The following is a 15,487-nucleotide window of genomic DNA, read 5'->3' on the forward strand; positions in this document are numbered from 1 at the left end:
CTCCTAGCTGAGGTCAAGCGCAAGGGTGTCGACGCGGGAGGCGGCATCGGCCATCCACGTGCGCCTGCCCTCCGGCGGTCCGCCGAACAGTGTGTGGTGCAGCTTCGGATCGCCGTCGTCGAGGTGCACCCGAATCACGGTGCGCCGCTCCGGATCCAGCACGGTGTTCCAGAAGTCGTCGGCGTCCATCTCGCCGAGGCCCTTGTTGCGCTGAACCTCCACCTTGCGCTTGGAGGTGGCCTTCAATTGGGCCACCGCAGCATCGCGCTCGGACTCGTCCTGGCAGTAGATCCGCTCCTGGCCGTCCTTGACCACGAACAGCGGTGGCAACGTCACGTAGACCATGCCGGCCTTGACGAGCGGCCGGTAGAAGTCGAGGAACATCGAGATGAGGCTGGAGTTGATGTTGCCGCCGTCGGGGTCGGCGTCGGAGGCGAACAGGATCCGGTCATACCGGCAGGACTCCGGGTCGCAGTTGTCCCGGATACCGCAGCCAAGGATGCGTTCGATCGAATCGAACTCGTCCTTGATCCTGGCCTTGCTGACGGTGAATCCGTAGACGTTGGGCGGCTTGCCCTTCAGCGGGAAGGCCGCCTGGAAGGTGGCGTCACGGGCGGCTTTGATCGTGCCCAGCGCGGAATCGCCCTCACACAGGAACAGCTCGGCCCCCGAGCCGCGCCCGGTCTCCCGGCTGGGCAGCAGCTTCGGCGGCAGCGACAGGTTCGTGCCCAGGCCCTTGGCCTTCGACGCCGCCCGGGACCTGGCCTTCGCGCCCTCGGCACTGCGGCGCGCCCTTGCGGCCTCCAGCGCCAGCTGGGTCCATCGCGACACGGCGTCGCCGTTGCCTGGGTTGGCGGCCCAGATGGTGACGCTGCGGGCCACGTCCGGGGTCATCGCCACGTTCAGCGAGCGCGACGACACCGCGGTCTTGGCTTGGGAGTCCCAGGCCACGTCGGGTGCCCGGGTGTCCACGGCGAGCGCGGTGACCGCCGCGAAGTCCTGTGCCTCCGGGCCGTCTTCGCCCTTCGCCAGGCCCAGGTCGCGGATGCGGGATGCGCGATCGGCCAGCGCTTCGGACAGGCCCTTCACCGCTGCGGTCAAGTGTGATCCGCCGCCGGGGGTGCGCACGGTGTTGCAGAACGCGGCGACGGTGGCCGGCTCGGCGGGGCCTGCGGTCAGGGACCAGCGGAACGGGGTCGCGCCGCGGCCGGTGGTGTACTCGCCGCGACCCTCGACCACGGCGCGCACGCCAGGCACCGGGGTGCCCGCCGCGACGCACATCAGGTCGAGCAGGGTGTCGGTGCCCCACGGGCCGTGGAACGGTTCGAGCAGCTCGGGCCGGACGTCGTCGCCGGGCCAGCCCTCGTCGACGACGAGCAGGTGCACGCCGGGGGACATCCTGGCCGCCGCGTGCGCCCTGAGTAGGACTTCGTTGACGTCGACCGTCGAATCCGGTACCACGGCCGCGTCGAACAGGATGCGCACGGTGGTGCCGTGGGCGTCGGGTTGGCGATTGCCTGCGCCGCGGAGTTTCTGGGCGTCGGCGCGGGTGAACGGGGCGTCGGGATCGAAGTCCTTGCCGTCGAACGTTCCCGGGTAGCCGCCGCCAAAGCTCTGCAGGTAGGTCTTTCCGGCCCGGCGCACGGTTACGTCGGTGCGCGCGGAGATGAAAACCGCTGCGGCCGCGCCGATTCCGTTCAGGCCGGCGCCCGTGCTGGCCGCGTCGACGTGCGCGGAGAACTTGCCGCCCGCCCGCGCGGTACCCAGCGTCTTGACGATGCCGTTCTTGCCGTTGACCGGGTCGGAGTCGACGGGCAGGCCGCGACCGTCGTCGGCGACACTGACTGACCCGTCGGCGTGCAGGGTGATGGTGACCGTCGACCCACCGTTGGCGGGGTCGGCGACCTCTTCGATCGCGTTGTCCACCAGCTCGCGCAGCGCGGTGTTGAGCACGTCCAGACCGAGGTTGACCGCCGGCCGCAGGCGTGTGTGTTGGACATCGTCGAGCTCGGTGATGTCGGCGGCGGTGTAACTCACTGCGCGCCCCTTCCATCGTTCTTGGGTGTGCCGCAGGAATCGTAGACGGCCGATCGGACATCGTCGTGCAACCGCGGCGGCGTATGAGCAGACTCATACCCTCGACGGCCCAGACACTGACTCCCATCACCAATACTGCCGTCACCCTCGACCAGGGGCGACCGGCCTGGACAATGTCGACGCCGACGGAGCCGCTCATGCGCCGATGTTCGGGTAGTCACACCCTCGCGGTCTACGGCCTCAGCGGAACTTCGAGGTCGAAGCATTATGCTGGGTGCATGGCCGATGAGCTCAACCCAGCCCAGATGCGGGCCTACTTCGCATTGACGGAGACGGTGAGCCTGCTGCAGTACGCGGTGCGGCATCAGCTTCAAGCCGAGGGCGGCCTGAGCTACGTCCAGTTCGAGATTCTGGCCAAACTCGCCAACGCCGACCGTCCGATGACCATGACCGACTTGGCCGACGGCGTGGTTTACAGCCGCTCGGGGCTCACGCATCAGGCCGGCCTGCTGGAGAAGGACGGCCTCATCGCGCGCGCGGCGTCCCCAGACGACCAGCGCGCCACGATCGTCAACGTCACCGACGAGGGCCGCGCCCGTGTCGCGAAGGTCTTGCCCGGCCACGTCGAGGTCGTGCGCGAGCTGCTGTTCGACTCCCTCGACGCAAGCGATGTTCGCACCCTTGGAGACATGATGGAGAACGCGCGAGATCACATGCGATCGCGGCCGCCCCGATCGGCCGCACCGCGCAAGCGTCGCGCCAACGGTTGAACCTCACGGTCGACGAGCCACTACGTGGGGACGAATCTCACCGTTGATTCCGCGACCCAATGATCGCTCCTCCCATGCGGTTGCGGTGAGGGTCATCTAGACGCGGTCATTGGTGGGCGCGTGGCGTCGACGCGTTGATCTCGCCGCTCGCCGCGGCGGTTGAGGTATCTCACGGCCATGAAGACGCTTGCCGGGACGGACATCATGGCCAACAGCTGCAACAGATCGCTCCACGAAGCCGGCTCGGCGTAAGCACTCATGCAACCATCGCACCGTTGTCGCGCAGCCGTTGCCAGTGTCTTGACGGAATACATACGGCCAGAGCCGGACTTGCTGACGACATTCCTACGCGCCGTCCGGTCCTACGTAGTCGGATCACCCCGTGCGTCGCACGGCGCGTCGTGCCCGTCGTCGATGAGATGCAACGTCACCCGCATCTGATCGGGCTGAATACTGCCCGACCAACTGTCGTAGGGGTGGTCGAGGAACGCCACGACGAGCAGCGCCGAGGTCACCAACGCCGACACGAACGCGATGGGAACAGCTTGGATGACGGCACTTTCGCGGCGGTCGGCCTGCACGCACATGTAACTGAGGATGGCCGTCGCTCCGATGCCGAGCACGATCCACAGCGGCGGCGGCACCGAGGGGGCGGACTCGGCGGCGCGGGCGCGGCGGCCGTCGCGGCGCTGCGCCTGCTGGTCGAACCATTGGCTGTAGGCCGCTTCCTGCCGCGCGTTCGTCGGATTGAAGGCCGCGAAGTCGGTGACCATGGTGTCGACCCAATGCTGCACGACGGGAGACGATTCGCCGCGTTGCATGGCCGGCCACTCCTGGGCGACCACCGCTCGTGAGTAGCAGATCAGGTCGCCGTGCAATCGTTCTCCCGCGTGCCCTTCGAGAACGTCGGCCACGTTGTGCAATTCGGTGACCGAGATGGCCTCCATGGTGCCGCCGTCGCGAGCCCGCTGGTAGTTCTGCAGCGCGTAGAAGATGGTGAACGCCAGCAGTACCGCGAACATGGTGCCGATCACCGTGAGTGCTCCTGCGGCGCGGGTGCTGTCGATGAACCAGCCGGGGTCCGGTGCGCGCCTGCGCGCCAGCAGCTTCACCACGACGGCGACCGTCACCACGGTGATGAGCGCCGCCGCCGCCAACCAGCTCAACACGGGCCGAGTCCCAGCCGAGCAACCACTTCTACGACTTGCCGTGCGTGGTCCATACACACCCATCGTTGAGGGCGGTGGATCACTGCGAATCACCGCCTGCCGATTGTCGGGGATGAACGGCCCGTTGGGTGCGGTAACACGCTACTGAGATACGGGGGGAGTGAGATAGCGCCCGGTGACGCTCGCCGCGGACCCGGCGATCTCGGCCGGCGTGCCCGTGGCCACGACGGTTCCGCCCTCGGCGCCACCGCCGGGTCCCATGTCGACGACGTAGTCGGCGTTGGGGATCATGTCGAGGTCGTGTTCGATGACGACGACGGTGGCGCCCTTCGCGCCAAGACGGTCGATCACCCCGAGCAGTACGCGGACGTCGAGGGGGTGCAGGCCGACGCTGGGTTCGTCGAGGACGAACAACGCATCGGATTGCTTGCGGCCGAGTTCGGTTGCGAGCTTGAGCCGTTGGGCCTCGCCGCCCGACAACGCCGGGGTGTCCTCGCCGAGGGTCAGGTAGCCGAGACCGAGGTCGACCAGGGTCCGCAGCTTCTTCTGAACCTTCGGCAAGTCCTCGGTGTCGAGCAGGGCCTGTTTCACGGTGAGGCATAACAGTTCGGGCAGCGACGGGCCTGCCGGTCGTCGGATGTCCTTCGCCGCCGGGTCGTACCGGGTGCCGTCGCATACCGGGCAGTCGATCTCGACGTCGGGAAGGAACTGCACGTCGAGGGAGATCTGGCCCGTGCCCTCGCAGCGCGGGCATCGCAGGGACCCGGTGTTGTACGAGAAGTCCGATGCGGTCAGGCCGCGCCGCGTCGACTCCTCGAGGGCGGCGTACGCGCGGCGGAGGTCGTCGAGCACACCGCTGTAGGTGGCGACGGTGGACCGCACGTTGGTGCCGATGGGGGTGGCGTCGACGACGTTGACGCGCTCGACGCCCGAGGATTCCACCGCCGCGACGTGCGACGGCATCGGCTCACCGGCCGAGACGCTCTGCAGAGCAGGCACCAAACTCTCCAAGACCATGGTGGTCTTGCCCGAGCCAGACACTCCGGTGACGGCGGTGAGTCTGCCCTTGGGGATCTCGACGTCGAGGGCATGCACCGTGTGCAGCGGGCGGGTGGCCAGCCGGATCCGGCCGTGGTCGAACAGCTGCCCGGACGCCACGGTCTCACGCACGCGAATCGGCTCGGTGCCGTCCAGGAATCCGGCGATCAGCGACGACGGGTTGGCCACCAGATCGTCCAGCGTGCCTTCGGCGACGACGGTGCCGCCCTCGCTGCCCGATCCCGGTCCGATCTCGACGAACCAATCCGCTTCGCGCAGGACCTGAACGTCGTGGTCGACCAGCACCACGGAGTTGCCGTCCCGCAACAAGTCTCGGATGACGCCGTTGAGACCGTCGACGTTGGACGGGTGCAGCCCGATGGACGGTTCGTCGAGTACGTACAGCACGCCGGTGGTCTGATTGCGCACGGCGCGGGCCAGCTGAACTCGTTGTCGCTCACCGGTGGACAGCGTGGCGCTGGGGCGGTCAAGACCGAGATAGCCGAGGCCGAGTTCGACGAGGCGCTCCGCCATCTCGAGCAACTGCGTGACGATCGCGGTGGCCATCGAGCGCATGGCACTCGGCAGTGTGTGCACTACCCTTGGTGCCCAAGTGATTACGTCGTCGAGCATCTGTGCGGTGGCCTCGGCCAGGTTGAGTCCCATGACCTGCGGGGCCAGGGCCTGGTCACTGAGCCTGGTGCCGTGGCACGTGGGGCAAGTCCCGGTGTGGACGAACTTGTTGACCCGGTTGAGGCCGCCCTCGCTGGCGGCCTTGTCGAGTGCCTCCTGCACGGCAAGCCGGGCGTTGCGGTAGGTGAAGTTGACCTCGAACAGCTTGCCGCTCTTCGACGGAACCGTGATGAGGTGCTTCTCGGCTGGGCCGTGCAACACGACGTCCCGCTCGGCGTCGGTGAGGTCGCGGTACGGCACGTCGGTGCGGACGCCGAGTTCGCCGACCATCTGCGGCATGACGGTGAGCCCCATCATCTTCCACGGCGCCACCGCGCCGTCGGCGATGGTCTTCGCGGGGTCGGGGACCAGCAGGGCGTCGTCGATCTCGCGCACCACGCCCAGGCCGCCGCAGGTCGGGCACGCCCCGTCGGAGTTGAAGGCCAGCGCCTCGGCGCCCGGCGGGGTGAACGTGACGTCGCAGACCGGGCAGGTCAGGTCGAGGCCGGCCGCCACGTCGATCGTCGGCTGCTGACGGTGCCCGTTGGGACAGAGGTGTTCGCCGAGCCGGGAGAACAGCAGGCGAAGGACGTTGAGGAGTTCCGTCGACGTGCCGAACGTGCTCCGCGCCCCGGGGACGCCCGGTCGCTGTCGTAGGGCCAGCGCCGCCGGGACGTGCCGGACCTCGTCGACTGTGGCCCTGGTGGCGTGCGACATCCTGCGGCGAGTGTAGGTCGAGAGTGCTTCGATGTAGCGGCGGGACCCTTCGGCGTAGAGCACGCCCATTGCCAGCGACGACTTTCCGGAGCCGGAAACCCCTGCTATGGCGACCATTTGGTTCAAGGGAACGTCGACGTCGACGTTCAGAAGGTTGTGGACGCGAGCGCCCCGCACCTCGATCGTGGTTGGCCGCTCTTCGCTGGACACTGCGCACCCCTTGCATCGGACGAACGGCGGAAGCCTATTCGACTGGTGCCCATTGGCGCCGAATAGTGCTTCGCGTGCCCCACAATGAGCCATCAGCGAGTTTTCGAAAGAGAGGTCAGCCGTGACGGCGGACGACGTGGCAGGCCCCGCGACTGGCTATGAGCCCGAGCTGAAACGCACCCTCGGCGGGTTCCAGGTATTCGCAATATCCTTCGCGTTCATCTCGGTGGCGGTCGGCATCTTCGCCACCTATGGCGCCGTACTGAGCACTGCGGGCCCCGCCGGCATCTGGCTGTGGGTCGTCGCCTCTGTCGGCCAAACCCTGGTGGCGTTGGTGGTCGCACAGTTCGCAGCACGCATCGCACTCAGCGGATCGTCCTATCAGTGGGCGTCGCGACTCGCCAGCCCGAAGGTCGGCTGGTTGTTTGGTTGGCTGACCTTCTGGTACCTGGCGATCGCGGTGGTGGCCATGGACAACGCACTGGCCAGCCAAGCGTTGATGCCGCTGCTGGGCATGTCGGGTGACGAGGACACGGCGCGGGTGCTCACCGTGGTGATTCTGGTCGTCCAGGCGGTGCTGGTGATCGCATCCACCCGTCTGCTCGGGATGATCACCTCCGGCGCGGTGGGGGTCGAGCTCGCCATCGTCGTGGTGCTGGTGCTCGCGCTCGCGGCGGTGATGGTGTTCACCGGCAGCGGCACCCTGGAGAACTTGACGTCCCGCGGAGTCACCGTCGCCGACCCGAACTACTTCGCCATCGGCGGTGGCTTGACGGCCGGAATGATCATGGGTTTGACGACGCTGGTGGGCTTCGACTCGGCCGCGAACCTCGCCGAGGAGGCCAAGGATCCGTTCCGGAGCGTTCCGCGCGCGATAGTGGCCTCGGTGGTCGCGGCCGCGGGGTTGGGTCTAATCTTCCTGATCGCGCTCACCGCCGCCATCAAGGACATCCCGGCCGTGACGGCAAGCGGTTCACCGGTCGCGGCGATCATTCGCAGTCAGCTCGGCCCGATATCCGAGCGAATTCTGCTGGCATGTTTGGCCTTTGCGATGTTTGGCGCCGGGATGGTGGTGATGGCGGCGTGCTCGCGGCAGGTGTTCGCCATGGCCCGCGACGAGCGCTTCCCCGCGCACGAGCTGATGCGCCGCGTGAACCCCAAGACTCAAACACCGATTGCGGCAACGATTCTGATTCTGGTCGTGGGTGTCGTCCTGATGGTCGCGCTGCCCGGGCAAGCCCTTCTCCAACTCATCATCGGATCGACGATCCTGCCGGCGTTGATCTACGGCGCGACGGTGATCCTCTACTTGGCGGTGCGCAAGAACCTGGAACGACAGGAAGGCGGATTCAGTCTGGGACGGTTCGAGATACCGGTCGCCGTCGCCGCGTTGATCTGGGTGGCGGTTGCCTTGTTCGCGCTCGTCACGCCGGGAGATGCGTCGACGTCGGTGCTCATCGTCATCGGTCTCGTCGCCGCAGGCGGGGTCTACTTCGGCTACCTGATGATCTTTCACCGTGACGTGCTCGACCACGAACCCGGCGAGGAGCCGACTCCGGTCACACCCGTCGCCAACTAGTCGGCGCCGCTTCGCATCTGACCGGTCCGGCTGTCAGGAGCGGGCCAGCAGTGCGTCGCAGCGTTCCTGGGCGATACCCGAGCGTTGTCCGGCGCCTCGCATCTCGACGGTGTGCCGGTCACGACGCGTCGTCTCCCCGTTGTGGGTGCCCAATCCGTGGGGCTGGTCGAACGTTCGGTGAGCTGACCAGACGAAGATGTCCCCGGAAAACTTGGTTTTCCGGGGACATTTCGATCTGCTCGTACTAGCTGGTCAGCGAGGCAGGCGGGGTGAAGCGGTCACCGTAGCGGGCGGCCAGTTCCTCGGTGCGCGCCACGAAGGCGGCCTTGCCGGTGCCCAGCGGGCCTTCGTAGCCGACGATGTATTGCGCCGAGCCACCGGTCCAGGCCGGGTAACCGATACCCATGATGGAGCCGATATTGGCATCCGCCGTGGTGATCAGCACGCCTTCGTCGATGCACTTCTGGGTTTCCAGTGCCTCGGCGAACAGCATCCGATCGATCATGTCCTGCAACGGAATCGTGGTCGAACCGGAGTTGAAGGCTTCCCGCAGGCCCGACCACAGGCCGGTGCGCTTACCGTCGACGTATTCGTAGAAGCCGGCACCCTTCAAGCGCGAGGGACGACCGATCTCCAGCATCTTGTCCACGATCAGCTCGCCGGGATGCAGGTTGTAGACCTGTCCCAGTTCCTCTGCGCCGGCCTGGTTTTGCACCGAGACCTTCTTGAGCAGCTCCAGGTTGAGTTCATCGAGCAGTTGCAGCGGCGGGGCCGGGTAGCCGGCTTGGGTTCCTGCGCGCTCGATGCTGGCGGGTTCGGCACCTTCACCGAGCATCGACATGGCCTCGTTGACGAAGGTCCCGATGACGCGGCTGGTGAAGAAACCGCGGCTGTCGTTGACGACGATCGGGGTCTTGCCGATGGCCAGCGTGTAGTCGAACACTCGGGCCAGCGCCTCGTCGGAGGTCTTCTCGCCCTTGATGATCTCGACCAGCGGCATCTTGTCGACCGGGGAGAAGAAGTGGATCCCGACGAAGTCCTCCTGGCGCTTCACCCCGGTCGCCAGACCGGTGATGGGCAGCGTCGAGGTGTTCGATCCCAGCAGCGCGTTGGGTTCGACGATGTCCTCGATCTCCTGGAACACCGTGTGCTTGAGCTCGGGGTTCTCGAAGACCGCTTCGATGACGAAGTCGACCCCGGCGAAGTCTGCCGGATCGGCGCTCGGGGTGATGCGGGCCAGCAGCGCGTCGCTACGTTCCTGCGTCGTCGTGCCCCGCTGCAGTGCCTTGGCTTCGATCTTCTCCGAGTAGGCCTTGCCGCGCTGAGCCGCTTCGATGGTGACGTCCTTGAGGACGACCTCGAACCCGGCCTTGGCGGAGACATAGGCGATGCCCGCACCCATCATGCCCGCACCCAGCACTCCGATCTTGGTGATCGGCGTCTTGCCGATGCCGTCGGGACGTGAACCGCCGGCGTTGATCGACTGCAGATCGAAGAAGAAGGCCTGGATCATGTTCGTCGAGGTCTGGCCGGCGGCAAGCTGCGTCAGGTAGCGGCTCTCGATACGGCTGGCGGTGTCGAAGTCGACCTGCGCACCCTCGACCGCGGCAGCCAGGATCGCCCGTGGTGCCGGCACCGGGGCGCCCTTGAGTTGCTTCTTGAGCAACGCGGGGAACGACGGCAGGACGGCGGCCAGTGCCGGGCTCGACGGGATGCCGCCGGGCATCTTGTAACCCTTGGCGTCCCAGGGCTGGGTGTGCGCCTCGGGGTTGGCCTTGATCCACGCCTTGGCGGCGGGCACCAACTCCTCGACCGAGCCCACGAGCTCATCGATCAGACCGAGGTCCTTGGCCTTGGCCGGCCTGAACCGGGTGCCCTGTGAGAGCACCTCGGTGAAGGCCTTCTGGATGCCGAACATGCGCACCGTGCGGGCCACGCCACCGCCACCGGGCAGCAGACCCAGCGTCACCTCGGGCAGGCCGATCACCACACCCTTGGTATCGGCGGCAATGCGGTAGTTACATGCCAGCGCGATCTCCAGGCCACCACCGAGCGCGGCGCCGTTGATGGCGGCCACGACGGGCTTCTCCAGCTTTTCCAGCTTGCGCAGGTCGGCCTTGATCGCCTCGGCCGTGGCGAAGAATTCGCCGGCACTGTCTGCGGTTACCAGCGAGATTGCCTTGAGGTCGCCACCGGCGAAGAAGGTCTTCTTCGCGCTGGCGATGACGACACCGGTGATCGAATCCTGCTCCGCTACGAGCCGTGTCACGGCATTGTGCATCGACTCGGTGTAGTGCTCGTTCATCACGTTGGCCGAACCGGTCGGGTCGTCCAACGTCAGGGTGACGATGCCGTCGGCATCCTTGTCCCACTGAATCGTGTTCTGAGCCATTGCCTTACACCCTCTCGATGATGGTGGCCACGCCCATGCCGCCGCCGATGCAAGCTCGTCGACCATGGTTCCGGTGATCATGGCGCCGGTGGCGCCCAGCGGGTGGCCCATCGCGATGGCGCCGCCGTTGACGTTGAGTTTCTCGTCGGGAATGCCCAGGTCCTTTTGGAACTTCAGCACCACCGACGAGAAGGCCTCGTTGATTTCGAACAGGTCGATGTCGTCGACCGTCAGGCCCGCACGATCGAGCACCTTGCGGGTCGCCGGGGTGGGACCGGTCAGCATGATGGTGCCGTCGGCGCCACTGGTGGCGGTGGCCACGACGCGGGCACGCGGGGTGAGATTTTGCGCCTTTCCTGCGCTTTCACTACCGATGAGCACCAGGGCGGCGCCGTCGACGATGCCCGAGCTGTTGCCGCCGGTGTGGACGTGGTTGATCTTCTCGACGGCGTGGTACTTCTGCAGGGCCACGTCGTCGAATCCGCCCATGGCGCCGATGCCGTCGAATGCAGTCTTGAGTTTGCCGAGGCTTTCGACGGTGGATTCGGGCCGCATGTGTTCGTCGTGGTCGAGGACGATCAGACCGTTCTGATCCTTCACCGGCACCACGGACTTGGCGAAGTAGCCGCCCGACCATGCCGCAGCGGCGCGCTCCTGCGACCGTGCGGCGTAGGCGTCGACGTCTTCGCGGGAGAAGCCCTCCATGGTGGCGATCAGGTCGGCGCCGATGCCCTGCGGAACGAAGGAGACGGAGTAGTTGGTCTCGGGGTCGCTGGCCCAGGCTCCGCCGTCGGATCCCATCGGTACGCGGCTCATCGACTCGACACCACCGGCCAGCACCAGGTCGTCCCAGCCGGAGCGGACCTTCTGCGCGGCCAGGTTGACGGCCTCCAAGCCGGAGCCGCAGAACCGGTTGAGCTGGAATCCGCCCGTGGTGTCCGGCATCGCGGCGGCCAGCACTGCGGTGCGGGCGATGTCGCCGCCCTGATCGCCGACGGGGGAGACGCAGCCGAGGATGACGTCGCTGATGAGGGCTTCATCGAGGTCGGGGAAACGGGCTCGCAGTTCGTTGATCAGGCCGACCACCAGGCTGACGGGCTTGATCTCGTTGAGGGCCCCGCCCCGCTGTTTGCCGCGTGGTGTGCGGATCGCCTCATAGATAAACGCTTCTTCGGACATCGTCGCCTTTCTGGATAGCCGGGTTGTGCTGGATACGCGCTGCGGCGCGCTGCAGGAAGCAGCGATCAGATGACGTGATTTGCCTAGCATGAGCGCATCTAAGCTATGCGTATTTAATCTATTGACACCCATTGGCGCAACTATGCGTAACAATGACTCAGGTCTGAGTGTGGCGGGCGGGCCCCGGTTCGGTCCCGCTGGTTGGGGCCGAATCCTGTGTGCGCATAGTGGCAAGAAAGCTCTCAATGTCTTGCACTATGCAGATGGGGGCAGTGTCAGCGTCGTGCAATCCTGTGACACACTGCTGCCAGGCTCGTCCGCGGGGCCTGCGTCACACAGGGAGGTTCAAACGATGCCAACCACCGCCGATTTGGTGGTCATGCCGTCCGACATGCAGTCCCCGGTAGCGGCTTACACCGCGTTCTACTGGTTGTTCTTCGCCCAAGTGGCCGGTGCAGTCGTGTGGCTGGGTTATGTGGCGTGGCGCAACCGAACTGTCATCCCGTTGGCGGCCTTGGGCGGGGCGCTGGTGGTTGCGTACTTCTCGCCGCCGGTGCTGAACAGGTTGACCCTGGTGTGGTTTCCGGACAACATCCCGCTCGCCTACATCAGCGCGTTTGGCATGCGTGACCCCTTGTTCGACTACCTCGGTTACGCGCTCTTCTTCGGTCTCGGCGGTTACAGCTGCTATCGGTTGATCGACAGCGGGCGGGGCGCCCGTGCGGTTTACGGAGTCGCGCTGGTCTGGGGCGTCGCGGACCTCGTCTATGAACTGCCGTTCCTGCGCTGGGGTATGTACACCTACTACGGTCCCCAGCCGTTTCAGATTCTGGGGTTCCCGGTCCATTGGGTGTTGATCAACGCGATGGTTCCGGTGGTATCGGGGACGCTGATGTGGCTGGCAATCAACAGTCGCACTGACCGCAGGCGAATGTTGTTGCGGGTAGCGGGTTGCGCACCGTTGGCGTCCTTCGTAACCCTTGGTGTGGCGATGCCGGTTGGAGTTGCACTCAACGCGGCGATTCCAGCTGCCGCGGTCCATCTCGGTGCCTTGTTGAGTATCGCAATGGCGGTGGGCCTGATCGTCTACTGCGCCGCTTATGCCCAGCGCGTGGCTCAGTCGACGGAATCCTCTGAGCCACCGGCAGTTCGCCAGCGCGTGAGTTGAGCGGCTCCGTTCAGGAACATGTCGGCGAGTACCTCGTGGGGCTCTTGATCAGGCGCGATCGCACCGGGCGTCAATAGCGCCCGAGCCAAGGCGATGAATGTTGCCGCGAGCCACTCGGCGCTCACATCGCTGCGTAGTAGACCTGACGACTGCCAGGCCGCCATCAGTGCGGACAGCCCGATCGGATCTGGTCCTGCTGCCGCGAGTTCGGCGGTTCCCAACAGAAACGCGTACTGGGCGGCGAACCGTGCGGTGTCGACGGCGAGAGTGTGGACCGCATCGTCGAAAGTCTCGAGTTCTGCTGCGCGAGTGACTATTTCGATGCCCTCGCTCAGCGCATGTGACAGTACGTCCTGGATCAGATGATCCCGCGATGGGTAGTGCCGGTAGACGGTGGCGCGATGGACCCCAGCCACCTGTGCCACACGTTCGAGCGTCGCGCTCGCGTCTGCGCTGAGTGTTCTCACCGCGGCCGCAAGGATCTGTTCCTTCTTGAGGCGGGCATCGGCGCGGCGGGGGCGAGTCGATGCTGGCACGTTCCCATTGTGGCCCAGTTCCGCTGGGGTCAGCTGACCAGCCCCGACTGGTTAGGGGACCGGGAAGTACGACGGCAGGTGGGTGTTGAGCGTGCCGTGCATCATGATCAGGTTGAACGGCAGAAAGTACGTGAGGATGTACACGACGCTGCTGAAGGAGAAGATCGACAGGAATCTCATCGCGGTCTGCTGCCATCGGCAGACGGGTAGTCGGTCGATACCGCGTTCGATGACGGAGAGGCCCTCGCGGTTGTTCATCGCCGTCTCTCGCAGCCAGATCAGGGCGAGCCAGGTAAGTCCGTAGAGGAACGGGTTGAACCACGGCCATGCGTACTGGCCCTCCCACAGGGTGAATCCCGGCACCGTAGTCGGATACACCCAGTGGCCGAGTCGCATGAAGACGACCTCGCTGACGGCGCACTGCGCTGCTGCCACCAGGTAGACGACCAGGTACTGAATCCACCGCGGCCACGCTCGCTGCGACTCTGAAAGGCGATGCAGGACATAGCTTCCGAGTCGGACGGCGGCGAACCAGGACCACGTGTAGCAGCCGAAGATGAACCCCAGTGGTACCGCCCATAGCTCGGGGGCGTCGCCCTGCCAGCCGGGGATGAACCCGCCCCACGAGCCAAGATTGATGAAGTTGGCGTTGTACTGAAACGCGAACACGAAGTAGTTGTCGAGCGGATCCCAGATGTTCATCGCGAACGAGGCCAGGATGAGCAGCCCGTCGAAGCCCATGCTTCGTCGTTCCACGGCTGGCTTGATCACGAACCAGCCCAATAGTGCGAGGAAGACGGCGAACTGACCCCACTCCAGGGCCCTCAGCAGCAGAAGCTTGATCCCGCCGAAGTGATCAGTCCCAGGTGGGACCGACTGCGGACCTGCGGCAAGCCACTGGAACAGAACTGCAACAACCAACACCATCAGAGCCGCACCCAGTGTCACCAGTCCAAGGGTGACTCGCTTGCGGAGCGCAGTCGCCGCGTCAGACGAGTCCGCGACGTCCGGCGGCAAGTCACCACGTATCGCTTCGGCCATAAGTGCGACATTATCGTCGCACTTAAGCCGATGCAAGATCCGAGGACATCGGTCGACGACCGCGCCGTTACCGGCTTTGCGTCGCAACTCGATAGTTCTCATACGCATATTCATCGATGCGACGGATCACCCACTGCCGTCGAAGGCAGTGAGCGTCTACTCGGCGGGTTGCTGATCCTCGAAAAGGGGGACGACGTCGCAGATGATGGTGAGCAAGGACTTGGTAAGCAATTCGGTGACCTCGCCGCGACTCAGCGTGTGCCGTACCAACCACTGTCTCCCGGCGGCACGGGCCATTCCGCCGAATGCCAGGAACATCGCATGCAACCGGTCTCGTTGAGGATGGTCGTCTAGGCCCAGGGCCTCGAGCATGCGGTCGGCAGCCACGTCGTCGGCCTGTTCGATGATGCGTTGGATGTCGTCGTCCTGGGCGTCGACGCTGATCGTCGACGTCCACATGGACTTGTGGCGGGACGTCACCGACAGCCAGTAGTCGATGCTCGCGCGGATCCGGTCCTCCAGCGCATCCGGTGCGATCCCCTGTACGGCGGTCGCGACCACATGCGGCGGAACGAGAGCGAAGCGGCGGACGACCTCGAGGTACATCTCGCGCTTGGTGCCGAAGTAGTAGTGAATCAAGGGGCGCCCAACCCCGGCTTCATCGGCAATCGCGCCGGTCGAGACGTCGCTGTAGCGACGTTCCTCGAAGTGCCGCGCGGCCACTGCCAGAATCTGCTCGCGTCGCCGCTCGGAATCCAGACGCTGTCTCGCGGGCGCGCTATCGCCAGTCATGTGTGGACTTCCTGGTGGGGACGGCTGCCGCTCCGGCGCGGCGGCTCGGGGTGTCGAGATGGATTGATGCTAGACCGGGCGGTGTCGTACCGGCCGTAATGGGACGGACGACCTCGGATCGGATCAAGCGTGCAGTGCATATTCGTCAAAGTATTGCGCAAAATGTTGACTCGATCACTGTCAGGTA

Annotated in this window: 10 protein-coding genes and 1 pseudogene; 3 read left to right on the top strand and 8 right to left on the bottom strand. The window is 65.7% G+C overall.

The annotated features are described in order from the left end of the window. Positions 1-3: 3 nt before the first annotated feature. The gene (locus B1790_RS05650; RefSeq protein WP_079922233.1) at positions 4-2,037 is read right to left on the bottom strand and encodes a toprim domain-containing protein; all 2,034 of its coding nucleotides are present in this window, start codon (positions 2,035-2,037) and stop codon (positions 4-6) included. Between the two features lie 278 nt (positions 2,038-2,315). Here B1790_RS05650 and B1790_RS05655 point away from each other — a divergent pair, with 278 nt between their 5' ends. After that, a complete protein-coding gene (locus B1790_RS05655) occupies positions 2,316-2,807 on the top strand; it encodes a MarR family winged helix-turn-helix transcriptional regulator (RefSeq protein WP_079922234.1) in 492 nt (163 codons plus the stop codon). 362 nt (positions 2,808-3,169) lie between these two features. Here B1790_RS05655 and B1790_RS05660 read toward each other — a convergent pair whose 3' ends face one another. Together B1790_RS05660 and B1790_RS05665 are read right to left on the bottom strand one after the other, a co-directional pair. Then, positions 3,170-3,976 (bottom strand): DUF4239 domain-containing protein, encoded by an 807-nt coding sequence (locus tag B1790_RS05660; protein WP_079922235.1) that lies wholly within the window; start codon positions 3,974-3,976, stop codon positions 3,170-3,172. A 141-nt stretch (positions 3,977-4,117) separates the two neighbouring features. After that, the gene (locus B1790_RS05665) at positions 4,118-6,520 is read right to left on the bottom strand and encodes an excinuclease ABC subunit UvrA (protein ID WP_233164957.1); all 2,403 of its coding nucleotides are present in this window, start codon (positions 6,518-6,520) and stop codon (positions 4,118-4,120) included. Between the two features lie 214 nt (positions 6,521-6,734). Between B1790_RS05665 and B1790_RS05670 the strand changes: the two genes are divergently transcribed. Continuing rightward, a complete protein-coding gene (locus tag B1790_RS05670; RefSeq protein WP_142271051.1) occupies positions 6,735-8,192 on the top strand; it encodes an APC family permease in 1,458 nt (485 codons plus the stop codon). Between the two features lie 244 nt (positions 8,193-8,436). Here the strand turns inward: B1790_RS05670 and B1790_RS34960 are convergent, their stop codons facing one another. Beyond that, the gene (locus B1790_RS34960; protein WP_198951922.1) at positions 8,437-10,584 is read right to left on the bottom strand and encodes a 3-hydroxyacyl-CoA dehydrogenase NAD-binding domain-containing protein; all 2,148 of its coding nucleotides are present in this window, start codon (positions 10,582-10,584) and stop codon (positions 8,437-8,439) included. A 4-nt stretch (positions 10,585-10,588) separates the two neighbouring features. Beyond that, positions 10,589-11,763, bottom strand: a pseudogene (locus B1790_RS34965) (acetyl-CoA C-acetyltransferase). Between the two features lie 352 nt (positions 11,764-12,115). Between B1790_RS34965 and B1790_RS05680 the strand changes: the two are divergent. After that, positions 12,116-12,931, top strand: a complete 816-nt coding sequence (locus B1790_RS05680) for a hypothetical protein (RefSeq protein ID WP_079922239.1) — start codon at positions 12,116-12,118, stop codon at positions 12,929-12,931. Here B1790_RS05680 and B1790_RS05685 read toward each other — a convergent pair. The 3 genes from B1790_RS05685 to B1790_RS05695 form a co-directional block, all read right to left on the bottom strand. Then, a complete protein-coding gene (locus B1790_RS05685; protein WP_158083762.1) occupies positions 12,880-13,467 on the bottom strand; it encodes a TetR/AcrR family transcriptional regulator in 588 nt (195 codons plus the stop codon). The genes B1790_RS05680 and B1790_RS05685 overlap by 52 nt on opposite strands. A gap of 51 nt (positions 13,468-13,518) precedes the next feature. After that, positions 13,519-14,508: a spirocyclase AveC family protein gene (locus B1790_RS05690; protein WP_158083763.1), complete on the bottom strand. Its 990-nt coding sequence runs from the start codon at positions 14,506-14,508 to the stop codon at positions 13,519-13,521. A gap of 156 nt (positions 14,509-14,664) precedes the next feature. Further along, positions 14,665-15,300 (bottom strand): TetR/AcrR family transcriptional regulator, encoded by a 636-nt coding sequence (locus tag B1790_RS05695; RefSeq protein ID WP_079922242.1) that lies wholly within the window; start codon positions 15,298-15,300, stop codon positions 14,665-14,667. Positions 15,301-15,487 lie beyond the last annotated feature (187 nt).

This window comes from Mycobacterium sp. AT1, from assembly GCF_002043095.1.
GTDB lineage: Bacteria > Actinomycetota > Actinomycetes > Mycobacteriales > Mycobacteriaceae > Mycobacterium.

Excerpts from the sequence above, each read along its gene's own strand:
- B1790_RS05690 (WP_158083763.1), bottom strand. The coding sequence starts at position 14,508 with ATGGCCGAAGCGATACGTGGTGACTTGCCGCCGGACGTCGCGGACTCG.
- B1790_RS05665 (WP_233164957.1), bottom strand. The coding sequence starts at position 6,520 with ATGGTCGCCATAGCAGGGGTTTCCGGCTCCGGAAAGTCGTCGCTGGCA.
- B1790_RS05680 (WP_079922239.1), top strand. The coding sequence starts at position 12,116 with ATGCCAACCACCGCCGATTTGGTGGTCATGCCGTCCGACATGCAGTCC.
- B1790_RS34960 (WP_198951922.1), bottom strand. The coding sequence starts at position 10,584 with ATGGCTCAGAACACGATTCAGTGGGACAAGGATGCCGACGGCATCGTC.
- B1790_RS05695 (WP_079922242.1), bottom strand. The coding sequence starts at position 15,300 with ATGACTGGCGATAGCGCGCCCGCGAGACAGCGTCTGGATTCCGAGCGG.
- B1790_RS05655 (WP_079922234.1), top strand. The coding sequence starts at position 2,316 with ATGGCCGATGAGCTCAACCCAGCCCAGATGCGGGCCTACTTCGCATTG.